The organism is Alteromonas aquimaris (assembly GCF_026183695.1).
In the GTDB taxonomy this organism is placed as follows: Bacteria; Pseudomonadota; Gammaproteobacteria; order Enterobacterales; family Alteromonadaceae; genus Alteromonas; species Alteromonas aquimaris.
The window spans coordinates 64,357-83,936 of record NZ_JAPFRD010000009.1; the positions used below are offsets into that span (position 1 = coordinate 64,357).

18 protein-coding genes are annotated in these 19,580 nt (G+C 44.7%); 7 read left to right on the forward strand and 11 right to left on the reverse strand.

The genetic code is table 11. The features are described 5' to 3' along the window. The first annotated feature begins 2 nt into the window (after positions 1–2). From OPS25_RS06495 to OPS25_RS06505, 3 genes are all read left to right on the forward strand, one after another. Positions 3–1,226 carry a glycosyltransferase family protein gene (locus OPS25_RS06495; RefSeq protein ID WP_265616835.1) on the forward strand — a complete coding sequence of 408 codons (1,224 nt, stop codon included), beginning with the start codon at positions 3–5 and terminating at the stop codon, positions 1,224–1,226. A 3-nt stretch (positions 1,227–1,229) separates the two neighbouring features. Further along, positions 1,230–2,990: a sugar phosphorylase gene (locus OPS25_RS06500; protein ID WP_265616836.1), complete on the forward strand. Its 1,761-nt coding sequence runs from the start codon at positions 1,230–1,232 to the stop codon at positions 2,988–2,990. Between the two features lie 395 nt (positions 2,991–3,385). Then, on the forward strand, positions 3,386–4,777 hold the full coding sequence (locus OPS25_RS06505; RefSeq protein WP_265616837.1) for an MATE family efflux transporter: 1,392 nt from the start codon (positions 3,386–3,388) through the stop codon (positions 4,775–4,777). Here OPS25_RS06505 and OPS25_RS06510 read toward each other — a convergent pair. From OPS25_RS06510 to OPS25_RS06535, 6 genes are all read right to left on the reverse strand, one after another. After that, positions 4,758–5,426: a rhomboid family intramembrane serine protease gene (locus OPS25_RS06510; protein WP_265616838.1), complete on the reverse strand. Its 669-nt coding sequence runs from the start codon at positions 5,424–5,426 to the stop codon at positions 4,758–4,760. The genes OPS25_RS06505 and OPS25_RS06510 overlap by 20 nt on opposite strands. A gap of 200 nt (positions 5,427–5,626) precedes the next feature. After that, a complete protein-coding gene (locus OPS25_RS06515; protein WP_265616839.1) occupies positions 5,627–6,676 on the reverse strand; it encodes an RDD family protein in 1,050 nt (349 codons plus the stop codon). A gap of 138 nt (positions 6,677–6,814) precedes the next feature. After that, complete coding sequence (locus tag OPS25_RS06520) at positions 6,815–8,878, reverse strand: FUSC family protein (protein WP_265616840.1); 2,064 nt, start codon at positions 8,876–8,878, stop codon at positions 6,815–6,817. Next, the gene (locus tag OPS25_RS06525) at positions 8,875–9,741 is read right to left on the reverse strand and encodes an efflux RND transporter periplasmic adaptor subunit (protein WP_265616841.1); all 867 of its coding nucleotides are present in this window, start codon (positions 9,739–9,741) and stop codon (positions 8,875–8,877) included. The genes OPS25_RS06520 and OPS25_RS06525 overlap by 4 nt, the downstream gene beginning before the upstream one ends. Before the next feature lie 7 nt (positions 9,742–9,748). Next, complete coding sequence (locus OPS25_RS06530) at positions 9,749–9,946, reverse strand: DUF1656 domain-containing protein (protein WP_265616842.1); 198 nt, start codon at positions 9,944–9,946, stop codon at positions 9,749–9,751. Positions 9,947–10,141: 195 nt separating this feature from the next. Beyond that, positions 10,142–10,837: a hypothetical protein gene (locus OPS25_RS06535; protein ID WP_265616843.1), complete on the reverse strand. Its 696-nt coding sequence runs from the start codon at positions 10,835–10,837 to the stop codon at positions 10,142–10,144. 420 nt (positions 10,838–11,257) lie between these two features. Here OPS25_RS06535 and OPS25_RS06540 point away from each other — a divergent pair, with 420 nt between their 5' ends. After that, entirely contained in the window at positions 11,258–12,199 is a 942-nt protein-coding gene (locus OPS25_RS06540) for an alpha/beta hydrolase (protein ID WP_265616844.1), read from the forward strand. 67 nt (positions 12,200–12,266) lie between these two features. On the opposite strand, the gene OPS25_RS06545 is transcribed toward OPS25_RS06540, so the two are convergent. The 4 genes from OPS25_RS06545 to OPS25_RS06560 form a co-directional block, all read right to left on the reverse strand. Further along, positions 12,267–12,584, reverse strand: coding sequence for an ArsR/SmtB family transcription factor (locus OPS25_RS06545; RefSeq protein ID WP_265616845.1), 318 nt, complete (start codon positions 12,582–12,584; stop codon positions 12,267–12,269). A gap of 2 nt (positions 12,585–12,586) precedes the next feature. Then, positions 12,587–13,021, reverse strand: coding sequence for an SRPBCC family protein (locus tag OPS25_RS06550; protein ID WP_265616846.1), 435 nt, complete (start codon positions 13,019–13,021; stop codon positions 12,587–12,589). A 170-nt stretch (positions 13,022–13,191) separates the two neighbouring features. Continuing rightward, on the reverse strand, positions 13,192–14,373 hold the full coding sequence (locus tag OPS25_RS06555) for a vWA domain-containing protein (protein ID WP_265616847.1): 1,182 nt from the start codon (positions 14,371–14,373) through the stop codon (positions 13,192–13,194). Next, a complete protein-coding gene (locus tag OPS25_RS06560) occupies positions 14,373–15,209 on the reverse strand; it encodes an AAA family ATPase (protein WP_265616849.1) in 837 nt (278 codons plus the stop codon). Before OPS25_RS06560 ends, OPS25_RS06555 begins: the two co-directional genes overlap by 1 nt. A gap of 194 nt (positions 15,210–15,403) precedes the next feature. On the opposite strand from OPS25_RS06560, the gene cysK reads away from it, so the two are divergent. The 3 genes from cysK (at position 15,404) to OPS25_RS06575 (ending at position 18,514) form a co-directional block, all read left to right on the forward strand. Beyond that, the gene (gene cysK / locus OPS25_RS06565) at positions 15,404–16,369 is read left to right on the forward strand and encodes a cysteine synthase A (protein ID WP_265616850.1); all 966 of its coding nucleotides are present in this window, start codon (positions 15,404–15,406) and stop codon (positions 16,367–16,369) included. Positions 16,370–16,667: 298 nt separating this feature from the next. After that, a complete protein-coding gene (locus OPS25_RS06570) occupies positions 16,668–17,978 on the forward strand; it encodes a DEAD/DEAH box helicase (RefSeq protein ID WP_265616851.1) in 1,311 nt (436 codons plus the stop codon). Positions 17,979–18,058: 80 nt separating this feature from the next. Next, entirely contained in the window at positions 18,059–18,514 is a 456-nt protein-coding gene (locus tag OPS25_RS06575; RefSeq protein ID WP_265616852.1) for a nuclear transport factor 2 family protein, read from the forward strand. Positions 18,515–19,085: 571 nt separating this feature from the next. Here the strand turns inward: OPS25_RS06575 and OPS25_RS06580 are convergent. Further along, a complete protein-coding gene (locus OPS25_RS06580) occupies positions 19,086–19,577 on the reverse strand; it encodes an SEL1-like repeat protein (protein WP_265616853.1) in 492 nt (163 codons plus the stop codon). Positions 19,578–19,580 lie beyond the last annotated feature (3 nt).

The window sequence follows — 19,580 nt, forward strand, 5'->3', positions numbered from 1 at the left end:
TAATGGCTGATTTTCATCAAAATGGTATTGTCACTACTCTTCACAATCTGGCAAATCGTCCCACCGAAGAAATGGAAGCCGATTTACTGAGGTTTTCGCAAAAGCGGCCGATGGCCCTTATTCTGCCTTCTCTTTTTTCAGAACTGGAAGGCGAAGCGCTGCCCCTCATCGTGGATGAATTAACGAATGTTCCCTACTTGTCAGAGATAGTTATTGGACTGGATAGAGCTAGCGAAGAGCAATACAAGCACGCGCTGGAGTTTTTTTCTGCGCTACCGCAGCATCACCGGGTGCTATGGAACGACGGGCCTCGTTTACAGGCTTTAGATAAAGAATTAGCTGACTTAGGGTTAGCCCCCAAAGAATTGGGAAAAGGCAGAAATGTCTGGTACTGCATGGGCTATATATTAGCCTCGAATAGGGCTGAATCGGTAGCGTTACATGACTGCGACATTGTCACCTATAATCGCGACCTGTTAGCTCGCCTTATTTATCCAGTGGCAAATCCCATGTTTAATTACGAGTTTTGCAAGGGCTATTATGCAAGGGTGGCCAACGGTAAAATTAATGGCCGCGTTTCCCGCTTGCTGGTGACCCCTTTGTTAAGAGCATTGAAACGTATCATTGGGGATAACGAGTATTTAGAGTACATGGATAGCTTCCGTTATCCACTGGCAGGCGAATTCTCATTTCGACGCGACGTTTTAAGCGATATCCGTATCCCTAGTGACTGGGGACTAGAAATTGGGGTGTTATCTGAAATGCACCGCAACTATGCGCACAACCGCTTGTGTCAGGCAGATATCGCCGACGTGTACGATCATAAACATCAGGATTTGTCGCTGAATAATGATCAAGGTGGATTATCGAAAATGTCAATTGACATCACCAAAGCGATCTTTCGAAAACTGGCCACACAAGGATTCTCATTCAGTAACGAAATGTTCCGTTCGGTTAAAGCGACCTACTTCAGAATTGCGTTAGACTTCATAGAAACATATCACAATGATGCCATTATGAATGGTCTTACACATGATGTGCATAATGAAGAAAAAGCGGTCGAAATGTTTGCCAGCAATATTATGAAAGCAGGACAGAGCTTCTTGGAAAATCCCATGGAAACCCCCTTTATTCCAAGTTGGAACAGGGTCACCAGTGCAGTCCCAGACATATTAGATCGTTTGTTAGAAGCAGTAGAAGCGGATACCTCAGAACACTTAGGGTAGATTATGACCACCAACTGGACCATTCTTCATGAAAAAGTCATGCACCATCTGGATGCGATTTATGCAGATGTGCCGTTGGATATGCCTATCGGTAAGTTGGCTTCCCAACTTATCGAAACCATAGGCATAAAACGGGAAGAAGATATCGTCATGCCCGGTCCCTATGTGAATTACTGGGATGAGCAAGATATTATCATGATCACGTACGGTGACAGTGTGATCAATGAGGGAGAGCTACCACTCACGACCCTATACAACTTCCTGAATAAGTACTGTAAAACCACGATCAATAATGTCCACATTTTGCCTTTTTTCCCTTTCAGTTCTGATGATGGTTTTTCAGTTATCGACTATTCCAGTGTAAATGAATCGTTAGGGGACTGGGCGGAAGTCTCGCAAATAGCCAAAGACTACGGCTTGATGGTCGATTTAGTTATAAATCATTGTTCTGCGCGCAGTGTGTGGTTTGAAAATTTCATCAAAGGTGAAGGCGCGGGTCACGATTTTTTCTTTACCGCGTCGCCTGATGATGATCTTTCAATGGTCACCCGTCCCCGCGTGTCGCCTTTGTTACGAGAAACACAGACAGCTAATGGAACACGTTACGTATGGTGCACCTTTAGCCATGACCAGGTTGATTTTGACTTTAGAAACCCACAAGTGCTGTTAGCATTTATCGATATAATCCGCTTGTATATCGAAAAAGGTTCAAAGATTTTTCGCCTCGATGCGGTGGCTTTTTTATGGAAAATTGTAGGAACCACCTGCATCAATTTAATCCAGACCCACGAAGTGATCAGATTAATTCGCACACTAATTGAACATATTGATCCCAGCATAATGCTGATCACTGAAACAAATATTCCTAATCGTGAAAATCTCACCTATTTCGGTAACGCAAATGAAGCCCATGCAATTTATAACTTCTCGTTACCACCGTTACTGGTCAATACGCTTGTAACTGGAAGCTGTCGTTATTTGAAAAGCTGGATCATGAGTATGCCGCCAGCCCAACACGGCACGACTTATTTTAACTTCATCGCTTCGCATGACGGGATTGGGTTACGTCCGGCCGAAGGATTACTGGATGAGGATGAAATCTCAGAGCTAGTGCATACTATGCAAAATTTCGGTGGAAAAATTTCTTGGCGAGCTTCAGCGCATGGTCAACAAAAGCCTTATGAAATAAATATCACTTTGTTTGATGCGCTACAGGGAACAACAAAGGGGCCAGACAAGTGGCAGATTGAACGATTTATTTGTGCTCATGCAATTATGTTGGCGATGGAAGGTATTCCAGGTATCTATATCCATAGCTTATTAGGTACGTCTAACGATTATGACAAAGTAGCCAATACTGGCCAAAACAGGTCTATTAATCGTAAGCGCTGGTCGTTGCCAGAACTGGAAGCGTTACTTGATTCTCCTTACTCGCAACACCACAAAGTATTAACCCGTGTTTCCCAGCTTATCCGCATTCGTAAAACCCAAGATGCATTTCATCCCAATGCATCTCAGTATACCTTGCAGATGGGCGATCAAATCTTTGGTTTTTGGCGACAAAGCCTGGATCGGAAACAAAGCGTTTTTTGTATAAGCAATATCTCGGACGAAGCGCAGTCGATTTTACTATCAGATATAAACCTGGTGGGAACCGACCATTGGTTGGAACTCATTTCCAGAGAAGTCATCCACGATGTCAATGCCTTTATGACCCTGCAACCTTATCAAACCATTTGGATCAGCAACCAGGATAGCGAATAATCTTTAGTTTATCGTTTACCCATGTGAAAAATTGCGAGATAATTTCATTTTGCAAGGCATTTCAAGGAGTTGTTGCCATGCAACGTTCAACATCCTTATTATTCGCGTAGCTTCATGTGTGGGCTAGAATACTAGGTAAGACAGAGTCGTTAACTTGAACAGCATATATACCATTTGTTTATGCTACTAATCGAATGGTAGCCCCATCCATAACGTCCACCACCAATGAATCGAATGGGGATAGTGTTTTCATGCATGGCAATTCAAGCTGTATTCATTCGGATGGGAATAATGATTACGTTACAGTGAGGAAACCGCTACGGGAACTGCAAGGGAAATAGGCGCAAGTACGTATATCGAAATTAAACCTTTTTATCACATGTGAGCAGCTATCCATGGTTTTAGTCACAAGACGGTTTGCACTTGAAAGCAAACGCCTGATCCACCTTGCCTGGCCCCTGTTGATTGCGCAAATAACGCAGATGTTAATGGGCGTGAGTGACACTATTATGGCTGGACGCTACGGTGCAGTGGATATGGCCGCTGTCGCACTGGGTTTTAGCATTACGATACCACTACTGTGTTTTTTACAAGGGATCGCCTTTGCTCTTCCTCCTTTTATTTCGCGCTTACAAGGCAAACGCGCATTTCATGATATCCCCCATATAACCCAACAATCAGCTTACTCACTCATTTTGGTCAGTTTACCGATGTTACTGCTCTACCCGGTTGCCGATAAAATAGTGAGTATATTTCCTATGGAGCCGGCACTTTTTGCCATTACCATCGAGTACACCCGCTACGTTATATTAGCCCTGCCGGCGTTTGGATTATACCAGTGGTTACGAAATTACTGTGAAGGGCTGGGCAGCACAAAACCTACCATGTTAATAACTGTCATTGGTTTAATGGTTAATATTATTGCAAATTACCTGTTCATTTATGGTGTCGGGCCGTTTCCAGAAATGGGCGGTGCAGGCTGTGGTGTCGCTACTGCCCTGGTATTCTATGCCATGCTTTTCGCCACATACATTTATACCGTTTTTGCACCGAAAATTAAAAAATATAGTTTGTTCGCAAAATTTTACAAACCTGATAGCCGGGCATTGAAACGGATCTTTAAACTGGGCCTACCCATTGCCATGACACTTTTGTTCGAAGTGACATTATTCGCGGTGGTGGCATTGTTGCTTACCCCTTTCGGTGCAACGACTATTGCCGCTCACCAAGTGGCATTGAATTTTTCTTCTCTCATGTTCATGTTTCCGTTGAGCATGGGTATGGCTGTAGCAATCCGGATCAGTTATCGCATGGGCCAACATCGAGTTGAACAAGCCCGTACGGTTGTGAAAAGCGCCTTAACGGTTGGTCTAAGTGTGGCCTTTGCCACTGCATCACTCACCGTGTTTGCCAAATCATTCATCATTGGGCTGTACACCACCGATGAACAGGTATTTGTTATCGCTAATTCTTTGCTGATTTATGCAGCTCTGTTTCAATTTTCAGACGCAATACAGGTAATTTCTGCCAATGCTCTACGCGGATACAAAGATACTACTGCTATGTTTTACATTACTTTTTGTGCTTATTGGGTTATCGGGTTACCAGTGGGGATCGTGCTTGCTCGAACGAGTTGGTTGACCCCGCAACCCATGTCAGCAGCGGGATTCTGGATTGGATTTATTGTCGGTCTAAGTAGCGCAGCGATTATGCTAGGGGCGCGGGTTTTATACATCCAGAAGCAATATGCATCAGGCGAGCGCGCCTTCAATCTTGATCATGTTTAGAAGAGTGCTGCTGTTTCCATAAGTCACCAATCACTGGATCATCACTATCCTGCTCTTCCCAAGGATACTTTTTTACTAAAGGTTTGGGATCGTTCCGCCAAAACATTACGGCAGCGATAGCTCCTCCCACCGCACCAAAAAAATGCGCCTCGTATGAGATTCCTGGTTCGCGGGGGAAGATTGTCATTATCATGCCGCCATACATGAAAAAGGCAATCATCATCAGACCCACTGAACGGGCATCTCTGCGTAATATTGAAACCACAAATAAATAGAAGAATAGTCCGTGGCTGATTCCACTAGCGCCAAAATGAACCGAGTCTCGGCCAAATAGAAAGATCCCTGATCCAGAAACCAGCCATGTGATGACTAGCGCCCACCACCTGGTACGCGGGTACCCGTAGAGTAACGCACTCCCTAACACCAGCAAAGGCAATGTATTATTGAACAGGTGTTCATAAGAACCATGAACTAATGGTGCGGTCAGAATTTTCCACACACCCTCAACGTCAAAAGGTCTGACACCCAACGATTGCAAGGGCAGCTCGAACAAAACACCCGCCGACTGGATCACCCAAAGTACACTTACTGCGAATATACTAAGCAGCACCGCCCTTTGTATCGAGTAACTTTTAAAATCGGTTTTCATTTAGTGGATATGAGGATGAACTTTGTAAACACAATTGGCATCCGAGCTTTTCCCATTACCCTTTTTTTATTAGTCAGCCCCTTATAAGAAGCTAGCCTAATGCCTTCTAACGCGCTCAACACTACACATTCTCGACTTACAGAACAAACGTTTCGCTCACGAGGGTTGAGTTGATGAAATTGAACCAGTACTGGTGAGTATTACACCTGGCTCGATGCGTTAGCTCTTACCTGACGGCGTATATCAATCACCAGTGTCTCGGAAATTTTATCCTGAATGGCCTGACGATTGGGATCCCAATAAATTTGAAGAAACCCTAATAATCCGGTCGCGAGACCGGCGCCGTAGCCACCATAGCGACCAAAACTCTCCCACAGTGTCAGAGAACTGTTATCCAGCTTCACTACCCGCAAACCACACAATTTCTTACCCGGTGTAACCCCGCCCCACCAAGCGGTGAACACGCTAAAATACAACGCCGCCCAGCCAAAGCCTAGCCCGAGGTCGGCAGCTATCCCTTTGATCCATTTGATGACACTATAGTTTTCACTTTCTGTAGCCTTTTCATCAGTTACCTCTGAGGGGGAAAAGTCCACAGACATTGTAACTTTCTTCGTTTCCTTTTCAGAGCCGTAAGCCTTTAAATAGTGAGTAATGACTTCCTCTTTTTCCAAAGCAGTCAATCCTTTATCTGCCAATCGATTTTGAATCAGCTGTTCTGCGCTGGTTCGAGTCATACCCGTACTTGCCAATTCTGGAGATAACTCAAGCGCCAGTTCGTTATGGCAGACCACGTCTGAACCGCACTGTTCTAGTGCGATTAACCCAATGCCCGTAGCGAGCTGTTGACTTACTTCTTTAGATGATGAGGACGCCGACCCTGAGAAATCGTCATCAATCGCCTCTACAACACCGAAGATAGTGACAAATAACAGGAAAGCCGCACCTAATCGTAGACATTTGCGCGCTACACCGCGTTTTGGCCGATCAGCTAAATGGCTGCCCGCGCGTACAAACGTGATGGCCGCAAAAAAAGCTAACACCAGCGCACTGGCTAAGCTCACGACCGATATCAGAAAAAGATCAACTAATATCGCCAGACACCTTTTTAATGGAGTTGCTAAAGGCTTACCTAACAACTCAACGGATACCTGAAACGCGAAGGGGGTCACAATCTCTCTGGTTTCCGATGAGGTGGGGTTTTCTGGTAAATCGTTACCCTTAATCGAATCAGTGATGAGCTCGGTCATGGTGAAATGGTTTATCTTTTTAGTTTGTTTTTATTTTCAACTAATTAGCGTTGCAGTGCAATAAATCAAACCAGATCAGTGATGGAAAAACCCCATGGAGTGTTGACCGCATTTTATGCATTAGGTTGTTTGCTAGCCTTATTTGTCACGAGCATCCACTACCATTTTAGCAGTACGTTCAAAGGTGATAGTCATACGCGCAAACATTCCTTCGATTAAAGGCAGATACTGTGCTGCATTTTCGTCGGTACCTAGTTCCTCCAACACTTTTACACATGCGGATTCAAATGCGGGTGAAGTCTGCCCCTTTGCGGCGTTATAGAAGGCTGTGGCCAGAGCTTCCTGCCAGTTATCTAGTAATGGCAACATCTCATCATCTATGGCTCCGCGTATTAGCGCGCGCAGCCGCAGTGATGAATGGCCCAGATTGAGTGCAGTGAGCCCCAGGTCGGTCACCACCCGTTTTTCACTTTTTACGCCTTTTTCATAATTTGCAATGCGTAATAAACGATCCCCCATACGGGCATTAAACCAGTCTTTAGCTGAACGGTGGCGCCCAACTCGTCTGATATCACGACGCATAGCATTGAGCAGCCGCCACTGAACGCGCGACACTCCCGGCCCCGTAAACAATTTGAATACCCAGTACAACACCGTTACGCCAACAACGATGGCGAAAGCGTTACTCAGCGTAAAATCGACTTGAAATGATGACGACATATCATTTCCTGGCCTTACAAGTACCGCAAAAGGAATGCAAAAACCTATCCCGTACGGCAGCGACTCCTGCTTAGAGATGGCCATCAGACCTAGAAAAAATGGCCCGGCCAGCACCAGAATAAGCATTTCAAAATCACCGCTGCTTTGTGCCAGTAATCCCAGCGCAAAAAAGATCGCTACGGGAATAGCGATGAACACACCAATCAGCACTTTCCACAAGGCTTCTCTCACCCCTTCGGGAGGCAACCGTGCGAACATAATGGAATAGATAACAGGCAGTATCATCAGCATAATCGCTGCGGGTGAACCGGTTCCTGTCCAAAGCAAGGCACCGATACTGAAAACCAGAAACGAGCGAAAACCTGTGGTCAGGCCGATTAGGGGATCGCGGTAGGGCAACTGACTCGACGCTTTAAGTAATGAGTCCTTTCCCTGCTTCATCGCATTAAATGCACGTAGCACAACCACTAAATCAGATACCATTTCCTGCGCGGCGCGTAATAATCTGAGTTCTAATGGCGGCACGTCGGTAGTTTCATTGACAAATTTTAGTAATTTTCTGCGCTGGGCCTGCGCTGTGTTGTAGCAGCGTTCGAAATCCTCAGACTCCGATATGGTGGTAAAAGCTTCACGCAAGCCGTCGATAAGTTCTGCTAACACACCGGTTACCAGCTCAGGATTGTTACGTTGAAGCCGCCCAAAAATCTGAATGGTGGCCACCAGCGATAACACACGATTTGATATAACGATGGCCGCTCGCGATCGCCCCGGCCCGTCAGGTCCCTCGTAAACCACTGCGCTGGCATCATCGTTGAGCATTGCCAATGTTTCGAGAATTTTATCAATCCGCTCATGTCTGGCTTCGTGAGAACCCGCCGGGTCAAGTTCCAGCGACAAATACTCCATGGTCTGATTAATAACGGTCTGCGCCTGTGTGAACAGACCATCAAGGACGCGCCTTGGCCATAACAAAAAACTTACCAGCATGGCACATAACGCGCCGACAATGATTTCGCTGGTGCGGGCCTGAGCAATCTGAAAAATAGCCGCGCTTGTAACCGTTTCTGGCTGCGCCATAACCAATAAGATAATAATACATGGGGTGACGCAGGCCATGGCAAAAAGGTAGATAAAATTAACCCGACGCACCATGGATGACAGGGTTGAGTTAATACCAACCCATAGCGCCAGCGACGACAAAGCGGGAAGAGGGCTGGCATGGAAGTGTTGTAGTATAACCAGGCCAACCACCCCGCCGATTAATGTACCGCCAATCTGACACAGCGCTTTTTCAAGCACCATGCCGCTTTCCGGACGGGTTTGCAGAAACACCGCCGATACCATGGCCCAGTAAGGGTGTTCCAGATTCAAAAACATGGCGATGTACAGCGCGAGTGCCATCGCAATGACCCCTTTCAAGGCAAACGTCAGTGTGGCCCTGTCAGGTGTCAGATAGGTTGCCTGAAGTGGGGAAAGTGTCACTGTGCTGCGACTTCCAGATGAACTGACACTGTCATCCCAGCTACCAGCTTACGCTCCACCTTTACCGGATCGAGTTTTATATCCACTGGAATTCGTTGCGCTAGTCTGACCCAGTTAAAGGTTTGCTGAACCTGCGGCAACAGCTGATCATCTTTGGTTGTGTTGGTGTTCGCGATGGCATCACCAATACTCGCCACGGTGCCGGAAAGCGGTTCGCCTCCACTCATTAATTTGATGGTTGCCTGCTGCCCTACTTCGATTAATGGCAGCTTGGTTTCTTCAAAGTATCCGGTAACGTAAAATGAGCCTGCCTGAACAAGGGAAATTACTGCTTCCCCTTTTTCAACGTAATTACCTTGTCTGAGGCCTAAATTGATCACTGTACCATCAGCAGGGGCTTCAATTCGGGTGCGGGCCAGGTTGATTCTGGCTGTCTCGAGTTGCGCCTTGGCTAATTCATAATCAGTTCTGGCAAGTTGCGCGCTAATACGCTTCGCCTCGCGACTTTCTTCACTGAAACCATCTTCACCGTTCAATTTTTTACGCCGCTCGTACTCGTGCTCCGCCAATTCCCACGCGTACTTTTTATTTGCAACCATTGCTTTAAATTCTTCAATCGCAGCCTGATAGCGGGTCTCATCGACCACAAACAGGGTTTCACCTGCTTTAACCCGCTGGTTATCCTTAATTGATATTTCTGTCACCCAGCCCGACACATCAGGCGCGATAGTGATAACTTCCGCCCTTACACGGCCATCTCGGGTCCATGGTGAATATAGGTAGTGCTCCCATACCCAGCGACCTGAGAATATAGCTAGGGCAACGACCAGCAATGTAATGAATATGCGCAATATAAGTTTCATCGGTGTGCTAACTCCCTAACCAAACGACAACTGCCAGATAGCAAATATAGAGTGACACTTCCACCCAGGCGGGCTTCCATAATTGGCGGTAAACCCCAGTTTGATATATAACGATACGGGTAATCACTGACATCAAAAATGCCAGTGGCATCATCAGTAACAACGGGCTGAACAGCATACCGCCCAGTGCAAGTTCCTGAAACATGATTTCTCTGAGTTAAGTGTTTGTTTTAGTAGATTAGCAATATTCCATCACAGGGATCACCTCTTTACCTGAATCAATGGTAAAACTGTGACGTACACGCTTAGTAAATAACCGCGAATGCTGTTCTTCCTAGTTTCAGCACCGCCTATAGTCATATTGTTCTTTAAGTTTTACTATTGGTTGATATCATTCACTTCAAGCCAGTTCAGAGATTCTACGCTTTTCTGCTAGCGGACTCGTTGCAACCCATTTAAAAAGATACATTATAATTAGTTTTGTGACACCGCTTGTAATCGCTAGCACCAATAGCGGCCACCCCTCTTTTAATCCCATGCTCAATGCGAATACAATAGTAGAAATATCCATCATAAGTATGAATTGACTCATTTTAAGATCGACCGCCCCTGTTTGGCCGGATTTAATAATAAGTCTTATTTGATGAAAATAGCCTTGCGCAATTAAAACTGAAACTACAAATATGATCGAGGTAGATATAACCTTCCCTTCATCAGCAATCGTTTCTCCATAAAACAGGCCTACAACTGCCAGAACGAGGCTACCAGCGGCGAAGGAAAAACTTGTGATTGCAGTTAATGATTTTCTGTCTATCAAAATTTCTTTAATGATTTGTAGTACTAGTAAAGCCGCTATCAATCGAGGCCAAACTATATAGTGATTAAATGGCTCAATTGAGTAGCCGTAAATGAAAAAGGATAAATAGGCAAGATAACTGACCGTTATCTGGTTTATCGATAAAAGCGCGGTAGGACGAACGCTATTGTCACTAGTGCGTTTTCTTCTCCCTATTTTTTTCAACTGTGAGAATACCCCATATAAACTCACTAATATAAACGCCGTGTTTACTGTCCCTGCAACATCATAAAAATTCAATATTCTTCTCCATAGCCCATTCAATGTCGACAAAATAACGCAATTTCTTTTAGATACCATATTTAAAGTAGAAATTTACATTATATTGTCGACAATATAGCAAGAAGGAGAAGTGATGGGTTAAGGTGTTGCAGTTATCACAAGAAGTAGTAAAGGAATTGAAGCTAACCCAGCGATGATTTTGCCTGACTATTTTGTTAACAGCAGAAACGCGTCAATGTGGCGCAGGCCCCAACCTCATTAGGCTATCTAGCTGCCCTTAAACCATAACTTCCTACACTTATCTTATGACTTTACGTTTATCGAAAAACGCTTAAACGGACCGTGAGGCAGAGAGGGAAAATATGAGGAAATAATATTTTCATTTTGTAAAAAATGATAATTTATTTTATCTGTACTCTTTTCGTACCTGGTACCACCATGAAATTAGTTGCTTTACTGTTTGGCTTATCGCTACATGGTTTGCATACCAGTTATGCTAGCACTCCTAATGTAGAGGTCAGTAAAGGCCATATTGAGACAATCGAAAATTTTACGTCTGAGTATGTAGAAGATCGTTTTTTATATGTCTGGCTACCGCCGGGATACAGTGAAAACAATAACTATGATGTACTCTACATGCATGATGGTCGCATGTTGTTTGACGGCAACACCACATGGAACAAGCAGGAATGGCGCGTAGATGAAGTCGCCGGAGCCCTGATAGAGCAAGAAAAAGTACGCCCGTTTATTGTGGTAGGTATTCCCAACGCAGTGGAAAACCGTCATAGCGAGTACTATCCACAACAGCCTTTTGAAAACCTGAACAAACAAAAACAACAAGCTTTATATCAACTTGAAAGATACCCGGGCCATAAGCTATTTACTTCTAAAGTATTTTCAGATAACTACTCGCGTTTTTTGGTGCAGGAGGTTATCCCGTTCATTGAATCGCACTACAACGCAAACAAAGGCGCACAGCACCGTTACATTGCAGGCTCCAGTATGGGCGGGCTTATTTCATGGTACACGCTACTCAATTATCCAGACGCGTTTGCCGGCGCTATTTGCATGTCAACCCACTGGCCTGGTGTTTTTGAAGAAGATAGTGAAGTATTTGCTGAATTTAAGAAGTATATAGCCAACAACATTTCTAAGTTGAGTAACCAAAAAGTGTATTTTGATTACGGCAACGGCACGTTGGATGCCATGTATCCGCCTTTACAAAAGGAAATTGACACGCTATTTATCAGGCAAAAATATCCCGCAAAACTTTGGCAAAGCCAGTACTTCCCAGGAGAAGACCATAGCGAAAATGCGTGGGCAAAACGGTTACACATTCCACTAGAATTCATGTTTGGAAAAAAACAAGCAAGTGATTGAGTAGTTGTTGTGATTCCTTTCTTTACTTACGCTACCGTGTGTGAACGCGGTTGTTATTACTGCACTATCACTTATCTGATTCCACGTAGTTTTTAAGTGCGAGCAACCTGCTTTCCCATTCTTTTTCTAGCTGTGCGATGAAACGCTGCGCCTGCTGAAGTGAGGTGATATCTAATGCGACCTTTGTTTCCCTGCCCACACATTTGAGTGAAGCAATGTTTGCATTAACCAATATCTGCAATTGCTTTCGGGCGCCTTGTCTGGAGATCCCTAAGTCTTTGCATAATTCACCGATAGCGCACGAACGTTTACTAGAAAGGCGTTTAACGATTTCCAAACGGGTTGGATCGCCAAGCGCTTTATAAATCTCTGCTTCTGTGCTCATGGTTAACCAAAGTATTTCCCTAACCTTTCAAGCATAAAATTCCAGCCATTGGTATTTTGCTTAAGCGCATCGTCTATCATGTCTGACGGCAGATCTGAAAAGCCTGATTCCAGCAACGTTACTTTACATGTCTCCTCACTCACTCGTTCTAAGCGAAACTCCACCAGAGTTGTTGGTACACTTAGCACATCGCCCACGTAACATTCACTGCCGGGTACCCAACGAAAGGCAAAATACTCAGGCGCTTTCACGTCCACCACATAAATCTGACACTTACCATGCTCACCAAAACCTAAAATGGGCTGTTCACCGACCGCAAAACGGCCTTCAACAGTATCGGGAAACCAGTGAGTGATTTGTTCTGGATCTGAAATAGCCTGATACACTTTTTCTATAGGCGCATTCACCATAATCTCTTGCCGAATATTCTGTTGCATACGTCCCTCTTATCAAAGAGCCTTCTGGTATGTATCAGTAAAGCACACACACCACAATATGCAACCATATAGTTGCATATTTAATATTTCAGTAAGGGTGTCAGCTAAATAAGCGTTATCACGAAAAAATACCGGTAGTCCTGCCCTTTTGGCAGGACAAGGCAGTGTTTTTACCGGGATCTACTTAACGCGCCGATACCTTCGGATAGCCCATCAAGGGTAAGTGGGTACATTTTTCCTGATACCAGTTCACTGATAATATCGATTGAATGATAATAGGGCCAGTATTGTTGGGGTTGAGGATTTAACCAGATCACCCGCTCAAAGTGCTGGGTCAGTCTTTGCATCCAGGTTGCGCCAGGCTCTTCATTCCAGTGTTCTACACTGCCCCCCGGATAGGTTATTTCATAGGGGCCCATGGTCGCATCACCGACGAAAATCACTTTGTAATCGCTGCCATAGCGATGAATGATATCCCAAATGGGGATACGCTCTTCGTCCCGTCGGTGATTATCCTTCCATACTTCTTCGTACACACAGTTGTGGAAGTAGAAGTATTCCAGATATTTAAATTCAGAATGTACAGCGGAAAAAAGTTCCTGGGTGGCCTGGACATGCGAATCCATTGAACCACCAATATCAAAAAACAATAACACCTTAACTGCGTTGTGCCGTTCTGGGGTCATATGGATATCCAGCATACCGCCTTTACGGGCCGTTTCACCGATGGTAGTGGAAACATCCAGTTCTTCGCTTGCCCCCGTGCGCGCAAATTTTCTTAGTTTGCGTAATGCCATTTTAATGTTGCGGGTACCTAATTCGACATCACTGGACAGGTTTTTAAACTCGCGCTTATCCCATACCTTTGCTGCAGAAAAATTGCGGTTGCCGTCCTGACCGATACGCACTCCTTCGGGATTGTAGCCGTATGCGCCAAAGGGTGACGTGCCGCCGGTGCCAATCCATTTGCTGCCGCCCTGATGACGCTCTTTTTGTTCCTCCAAACGCTGCTTCAGCGTTTCCATCAACTTATCCAGGCCACCTAAGGCTTTGATTTGCTGCTTTTCTTCCTCGCTAAGTTGTTTTTCAAACACTTTGCGAAGCCACTCTTCAGGGATGTCATTATCAAAGATATCGATGCTTTGCACACCGTCAAAATAATCTGCAAACGCTCTGTCGAATCGATCATACTGGGTTTCATCTTTTACCATGATGGTGCGGGCTACATAGTAAAACGCTTCAATGTCGGCATACACCACTCGTTTGTCCAAGGCAGCAAGAAGATCCAGCAATTCTCTCAGGCTGGTTTTTACGCGATATTTTCTTAAGGTATAGAAAAAATCAATGAGCATTAGCGACGCGCCATAAACGCCAGTTTTTCAAACAAATGGATATCCTGCTCGTTTTTAAGCAGCGCACCATACAAAGGTGGAATACTGTTTTTCTTATCTTTGTTATGTAACGCTTCTGGTGGGATATCTTCGGCAACCAGCAGCTTCAACCAGTCAATCAATTCTGAGGTGGACGGCTTTTTCTTTAATCCCGGTACGTCACGTAAGTCGAAGAAGGCAGTTAACGCTTCATCTAACAAACGTTTTTTGATGTCGGGAAAGTGAACGCCGACAATTTCACGCATTTCGTCTGGTGTGGGAAATTGAATATAGTGAAAGAAGCATCGGCGTAAAAAGGCATCAGGCAGCTCTTTCTCATTGTTAGAAGTAATAATTACAATGGGTCGCTGTTTGGCCTGGATCCGCTGCTGCGTTTCATAAACGTAAAACTCCATCTTATCCAGCTCTAACAATAGATCATTGGGAAATTCAATATCCGCTTTATCTATCTCATCAATAAGTAATACCGGACGCTGCTGCGATTCAAATGCCTGCCACAGCTTCCCCTTAACAATATAATTTTTTATATCGTGAACCCGTTCGTCACCAAGTTGTGAGTCGCGCAGGCGTGATACAGCATCATATTCATACAGCCCTTGCTGAGCTTTTGTAGTGGATTTGATGTGCCACTGAATAAGTTCAGTTTGCAAGCTATTAGCCAGTTCTTCAGCTAACATTGTTTTACCTGTACCCGGCTCACCTTTTATAAGCAGTGGTCTTTGTAGGGTGATAGCAGCATTTACAGCCAGACGCAGCTCTTTACTGGCAATGTAATTGTCGGTACCGGAAAAATTCATGTAGAGTCCTTATGTATTGTAAATAAATCACTATCATGAGAAATAGCGATAAGATATAGCGAAAAAACACTTTGCATTTTAGCAAATGACACCAATGATATAAGGGTTAAGTGGGATAAACCAATAAGATGTAGACTATGTCATTATGGCGAAGGCAAAATAAACGTTATCCCCCAATTAGCTAAGGATTAACTATGCAAATATTTGACGACAATTCACTTTCGATCGGCCGCACACCCCTTGTGAAGCTTAACCGGGTAACTTCAGGTAATGTTTATGCAAAAATGGAGTCGCGTAACCCTAGTTTCAGTGTTAAATGCCGGATTGGCGCAAACATGATCTGGGATGCCGAAAAACGTGGAATTCTTACCGCTGGAAAAGAGATCGTGGAACCCACCAGTGGTAACACAGGTATCGCTCTTGCATTTGTGGCAGCCTCTCGCGGTTATAAGCTCACCCTGACAATGCCTAGCAGCATGAGCTTGGAACGCCGCAAATTGCTAAAAGCACTAGGTGCCAACTTAGTGCTCACGGAAGCGCCTAAAGGCATGAAAGGAGCAGTTGCCGCAGCGCAAGAAATAGTGGAAAGTGATCCAGAAAAGTACGTGCTGCTGCAGCAATTTGATAATCCAGCTAATCCAGAGATCCATGAGAAAACCACAGGCCCTGAAATTTGGGAAGATACTGAAGGTAAAGTTGATGCCTTCGTGGCAGGAGTGGGTACTGGCGGCACCATCACAGGCGTAAGTCGCTATATCAAAAATACGCAAGGTAAAGCAATAACCTCTATTGCCGTAGAACCCGCCGACTCTCCCGTTATTACCCAAGCGAAAAAGGGTGAAGAACTGACCCCCGGCCCTCACAAAATTCAAGGTATTGGTGCGGGTTTCATTCCCGGCAACCTTGATCTGGAGATGGTTGATGAAGTCGAACAAGTGACCAATGAAGAATGTATGGAAATGACTCACCGGCTAATGAAAGAAGAAGGGATCCTGGCGGGTATTTCCTCGGGTGCGGCGGTGGTTGCTGCCAAGCGCTATGCAGAGCGCCCAGAAAATAAGGACAAAGTTGTCGTCGTGCTGCTGGCCAGCGGGACAGAACGATATCTAAGCAGCCCCTTATTTGCCGGTGCATTTTCTGATCAGGAAGAAGTCCAGTAAATAATTTTTGCATAAGGAGGGGCCCTCCCCTCCATATATTTATCGCTAAGAGGAATCAGAAAATAAAAGAATAACCTGCGGGAAAGTAAAGATAGCCGGTTCGTTTACTTTTTGATACTATGCAGCTTCTTGTTGTAGGTGCTCATTTAATTTGAGCAAAGCTTGTTTCCGCTAGATCGTCATAAGTCCCGCCAGTGATTAACATTTCGATATTAACCGTTCTAAGCCTTACCCAATCTGGAAGCCTATCAGCGCAGCTATTTCATATAGCTTAAACAATTTATATTTGGAACGAATTATGTCATTTGAATCATTGGGTCTTATCGCCCCCCTTATGGACGCCATAGCCAAGCAGGGGTATCAAACCCCCTCACCTATCCAGGAAAAAGCAATACCACCTATTTTAGCGGGTAAAGATATACTCGCAGCCGCGCAGACCGGTACCGGCAAAACTGCCGCCTTTACCCTGCCATTACTCCAACAGCTCGTAGTGAGTAACAAAAGGGTGACGTCCAATCAGGTCAGAGCACTAATTTTGACGCCCACCCGTGAATTGGCCGCGCAAGTAGCAGAGAACGTTGCTGCGCTGCGCGCTTTTGTGCCGATTAAGACAGCGGTGGTATTTGGCGGTGTGGGAATAAACCCCCAAATGAAACAGCTACGGTCGGGTGTGGACGTACTCATCGCAACGCCCGGGAGACTGCTAGATCTCTACCAGCAGAACGCAGTAAAATTTGACCAGCTTGAAACCTTAGTCCTCGATGAAGCAGACAGAATGTTAGACATGGGTTTTATTCATGACATTCGACGTATTCTCAAAGTGTTACCGAAAAAACGTCAAACCCTTTTGTTTTCTGCCACCTTCTCCAGCGAAATTACGCTCCTTGCCGAATCCATAACAGCGGATCCGGTAAAAGTATCGATCACACCTGCTAATTCAACCGTGGAGAAGATCGAACAACGCCTGATCACCTTAGATAAGTCCCGCAAAATAACAGCCTTGATAAGTTTGATAAAAAACCAAGGGTGGAAACAGGTATTAGTATTTAGTCGGACTAAACATGGCGCCAATCGGATAGCGACAAAATTATGCAAAGCTGACATACCCAGCGATGCCATTCATGGCAATAAAAGCCAAGGAGCACGAACTCGCGCGCTCTCCAATTTTAAAAGTGGTGAAATTGACGTGTTGGTGGCTACCGATATCGCTGCCCGAGGAATAGACATCAACGAATTACCTATTGTGGTCAATTTAGATCTTCCCAATACGGCAGCCGATTATGTTCATCGCATTGGTCGTACCGGTCGTGCTGGTTCCAGTGGGCAAGCCTGGTCATTTGTAAGCAGTGATGAACTGCAGCAGCTTAAAGATATTGAAACATTGACTCAAACTCTTTTGCCACGAGAGGTACTAAAAGGATTCGAACCTCAGCAACCTGTTCCTGAAACACGACTCTCGGCACCGAAGAAACCCAAGAAGCCGAAAACGGCCAAGCGTTCTGACCCGCTAGAGATAAAACAAAAAACTGAAGTCAAATCAAGAAAAAGAACGCGACCACAAAATAGTCGGGTTCGTCATACCGAAAGGAAGCAGGTGGAATGTGCGTGAGCATTTGTGAATTGCTCGTGCATAGTGGGTCGTTTTTTCTTACACTGTTATCACTAAGTTAGTCACTTTTAATTAAATTCATGCTTAAAAAATACGCGTTTTTTCTCTTCGGTACACTCTTCTTCTTGATCTCCTGTGGAGGAGAAAAAGAAGAAGGGCTCGGTAAGTACGGTATGCTTGACGATAGTACCCCCGAATATGCCGCAGTTAGGTTTATGACCAGCATTTACCATGATTCTAATATTGACGTGGCAGTATCACTAAGCACACCCAAAATGGCTCGAATTTTAAATCGTTACCATACGAACCGAAATATACAGCGTCACCTGCTAAACCTTAAATTTGACACCGTTACGATTACACCTGAAGAACGAAGTCGTGTTGGTCGTTCAGAATTTTCTGAAAAAGCCACCATTACGCTATTTTTTAGTGGCAAATTAAATGATAGCAAACAGGAAGATTTGCGAAGAGTAGATTTGGTGAGAGAGGATGGAAAATGGTTAGTCGCACGCATCCATCCTGATCATTTTATGTGAATAAGTCTTAACTTTATCTGTCTGGTTCGATTAACTAAATTCAATCAAATCTGACCGTTGCACACGTGCCAGCAACAAAGAAAAAAGTAAATCCCATCAGTCGGCTGTAAGAGTCTCGGCATATTAATGGACACGCATTGTATTTAGTTGCTGGAAGAACAAAAAATCTTACGATGAAGCCAAGTAGCTAAAATCGCTGAAAGATAAAATTTCGTCACCTTTGACGGCATAAAAACACGTGTTAAATGACTCAGGGCGGAAGCGCTCCTCAAAGAACGTCATCTGCGCGAATGCGGAGATCTGTTTCGTTCAATTGTAATGTTGAGTAGCTCTTTTTTGAAGTTACGATAACAGTTTTGAAGGTTCCCTTTTCCATGAGAATGACGACTTTTCGAGGAAGCATTTTAACGACCGCAATTTGTTTCAAACGGACTACAAAGGCACACTCAGCTAGTATGACTACGTCAAAATCGCTTGGTAATTAGACCGTCAAGTTCCCTTGGTAATCACACTACTACATTTTATGTAATTGAAAGTAGCGCTTTAGATCAAAAGCGCTACCTGGTGAATATCAGTAAAGTCGTTTCTCACAGATTCGTTCACGGATATTTGAGCCAGTCGCTGACTGGCTTCGACAATTAAGATCCTTGGCGTCAGCGCCATAGGTCGCAATGTGCTCTGCAACGAGTGGCTCCATCGCTTGAATGAACTCTTCTGGTAGAGCCCGTTCTATACGGTCATAAAACATCTGCCATTTAGCAGTTTTTTGCTCTAGAGCCACATTTAGCCATAACCAGCCAATTTGATAGTCCTGCTTAACGTGTAGCCCTTTGAAGTACATTTCCGCTAGATAAAATTGCGCGGTTTTGTTTCCCCAACTGGCGGACTCTGTTAATAAAGTGAAGGCTTTTTCGTAATTCCCTGCCTTCAGGGCGTGTAAGCCATTGTCTAACGCATTGTGGTATTCCATTTCCCATACGTTTTCTTTGGTGCGTTTTTGCGCTTCTGCGTCAAAACACGAAAAACCTAAAACTATAAGCAGAACACCGTAACCTAATCTCATCAT

Bases quoted from the DNA above. Each gene is read 5' to 3' on its own strand.
- OPS25_RS06525 (WP_265616841.1), bottom strand. From the start codon at position 9,741: ATGAAACTTATATTGCGCATATTCATTACATTGCTGGTCGTTGCCCTA.
- OPS25_RS06575 (WP_265616852.1), top strand. From the start codon at position 18,059: ATGCTTAAAAAATACGCGTTTTTTCTCTTCGGTACACTCTTCTTCTTG.
- OPS25_RS06545 (WP_265616845.1), bottom strand. From the start codon at position 12,584: ATGAGCACAGAAGCAGAGATTTATAAAGCGCTTGGCGATCCAACCCGT.
- OPS25_RS06550 (WP_265616846.1), bottom strand. From the start codon at position 13,021: ATGCAACAGAATATTCGGCAAGAGATTATGGTGAATGCGCCTATAGAA.
- OPS25_RS06540 (WP_265616844.1), top strand. From the start codon at position 11,258: ATGAAATTAGTTGCTTTACTGTTTGGCTTATCGCTACATGGTTTGCAT.
- OPS25_RS06500 (WP_265616836.1), top strand. From the start codon at position 1,230: ATGACCACCAACTGGACCATTCTTCATGAAAAAGTCATGCACCATCTG.
- OPS25_RS06495 (WP_265616835.1), top strand. From the start codon at position 3: ATGGCTGATTTTCATCAAAATGGTATTGTCACTACTCTTCACAATCTG.
- OPS25_RS06555 (WP_265616847.1), bottom strand. From the start codon at position 14,373: ATGCTCATTGATTTTTTCTATACCTTAAGAAAATATCGCGTAAAAACC.
- OPS25_RS06580 (WP_265616853.1), bottom strand. From the start codon at position 19,577: ATGAGATTAGGTTACGGTGTTCTGCTTATAGTTTTAGGTTTTTCGTGT.
- OPS25_RS06570 (WP_265616851.1), top strand. From the start codon at position 16,668: ATGTCATTTGAATCATTGGGTCTTATCGCCCCCCTTATGGACGCCATA.
- OPS25_RS06560 (WP_265616849.1), bottom strand. From the start codon at position 15,209: ATGAATTTTTCCGGTACCGACAATTACATTGCCAGTAAAGAGCTGCGT.
- OPS25_RS06530 (WP_265616842.1), bottom strand. From the start codon at position 9,946: ATGTTTCAGGAACTTGCACTGGGCGGTATGCTGTTCAGCCCGTTGTTA.
- cysK (WP_265616850.1), top strand. From the start codon at position 15,404: ATGCAAATATTTGACGACAATTCACTTTCGATCGGCCGCACACCCCTT.
- OPS25_RS06515 (WP_265616839.1), bottom strand. From the start codon at position 6,676: ATGACCGAGCTCATCACTGATTCGATTAAGGGTAACGATTTACCAGAA.
- OPS25_RS06505 (WP_265616837.1), top strand. From the start codon at position 3,386: ATGGTTTTAGTCACAAGACGGTTTGCACTTGAAAGCAAACGCCTGATC.
- OPS25_RS06510 (WP_265616838.1), bottom strand. From the start codon at position 5,426: ATGAAAACCGATTTTAAAAGTTACTCGATACAAAGGGCGGTGCTGCTT.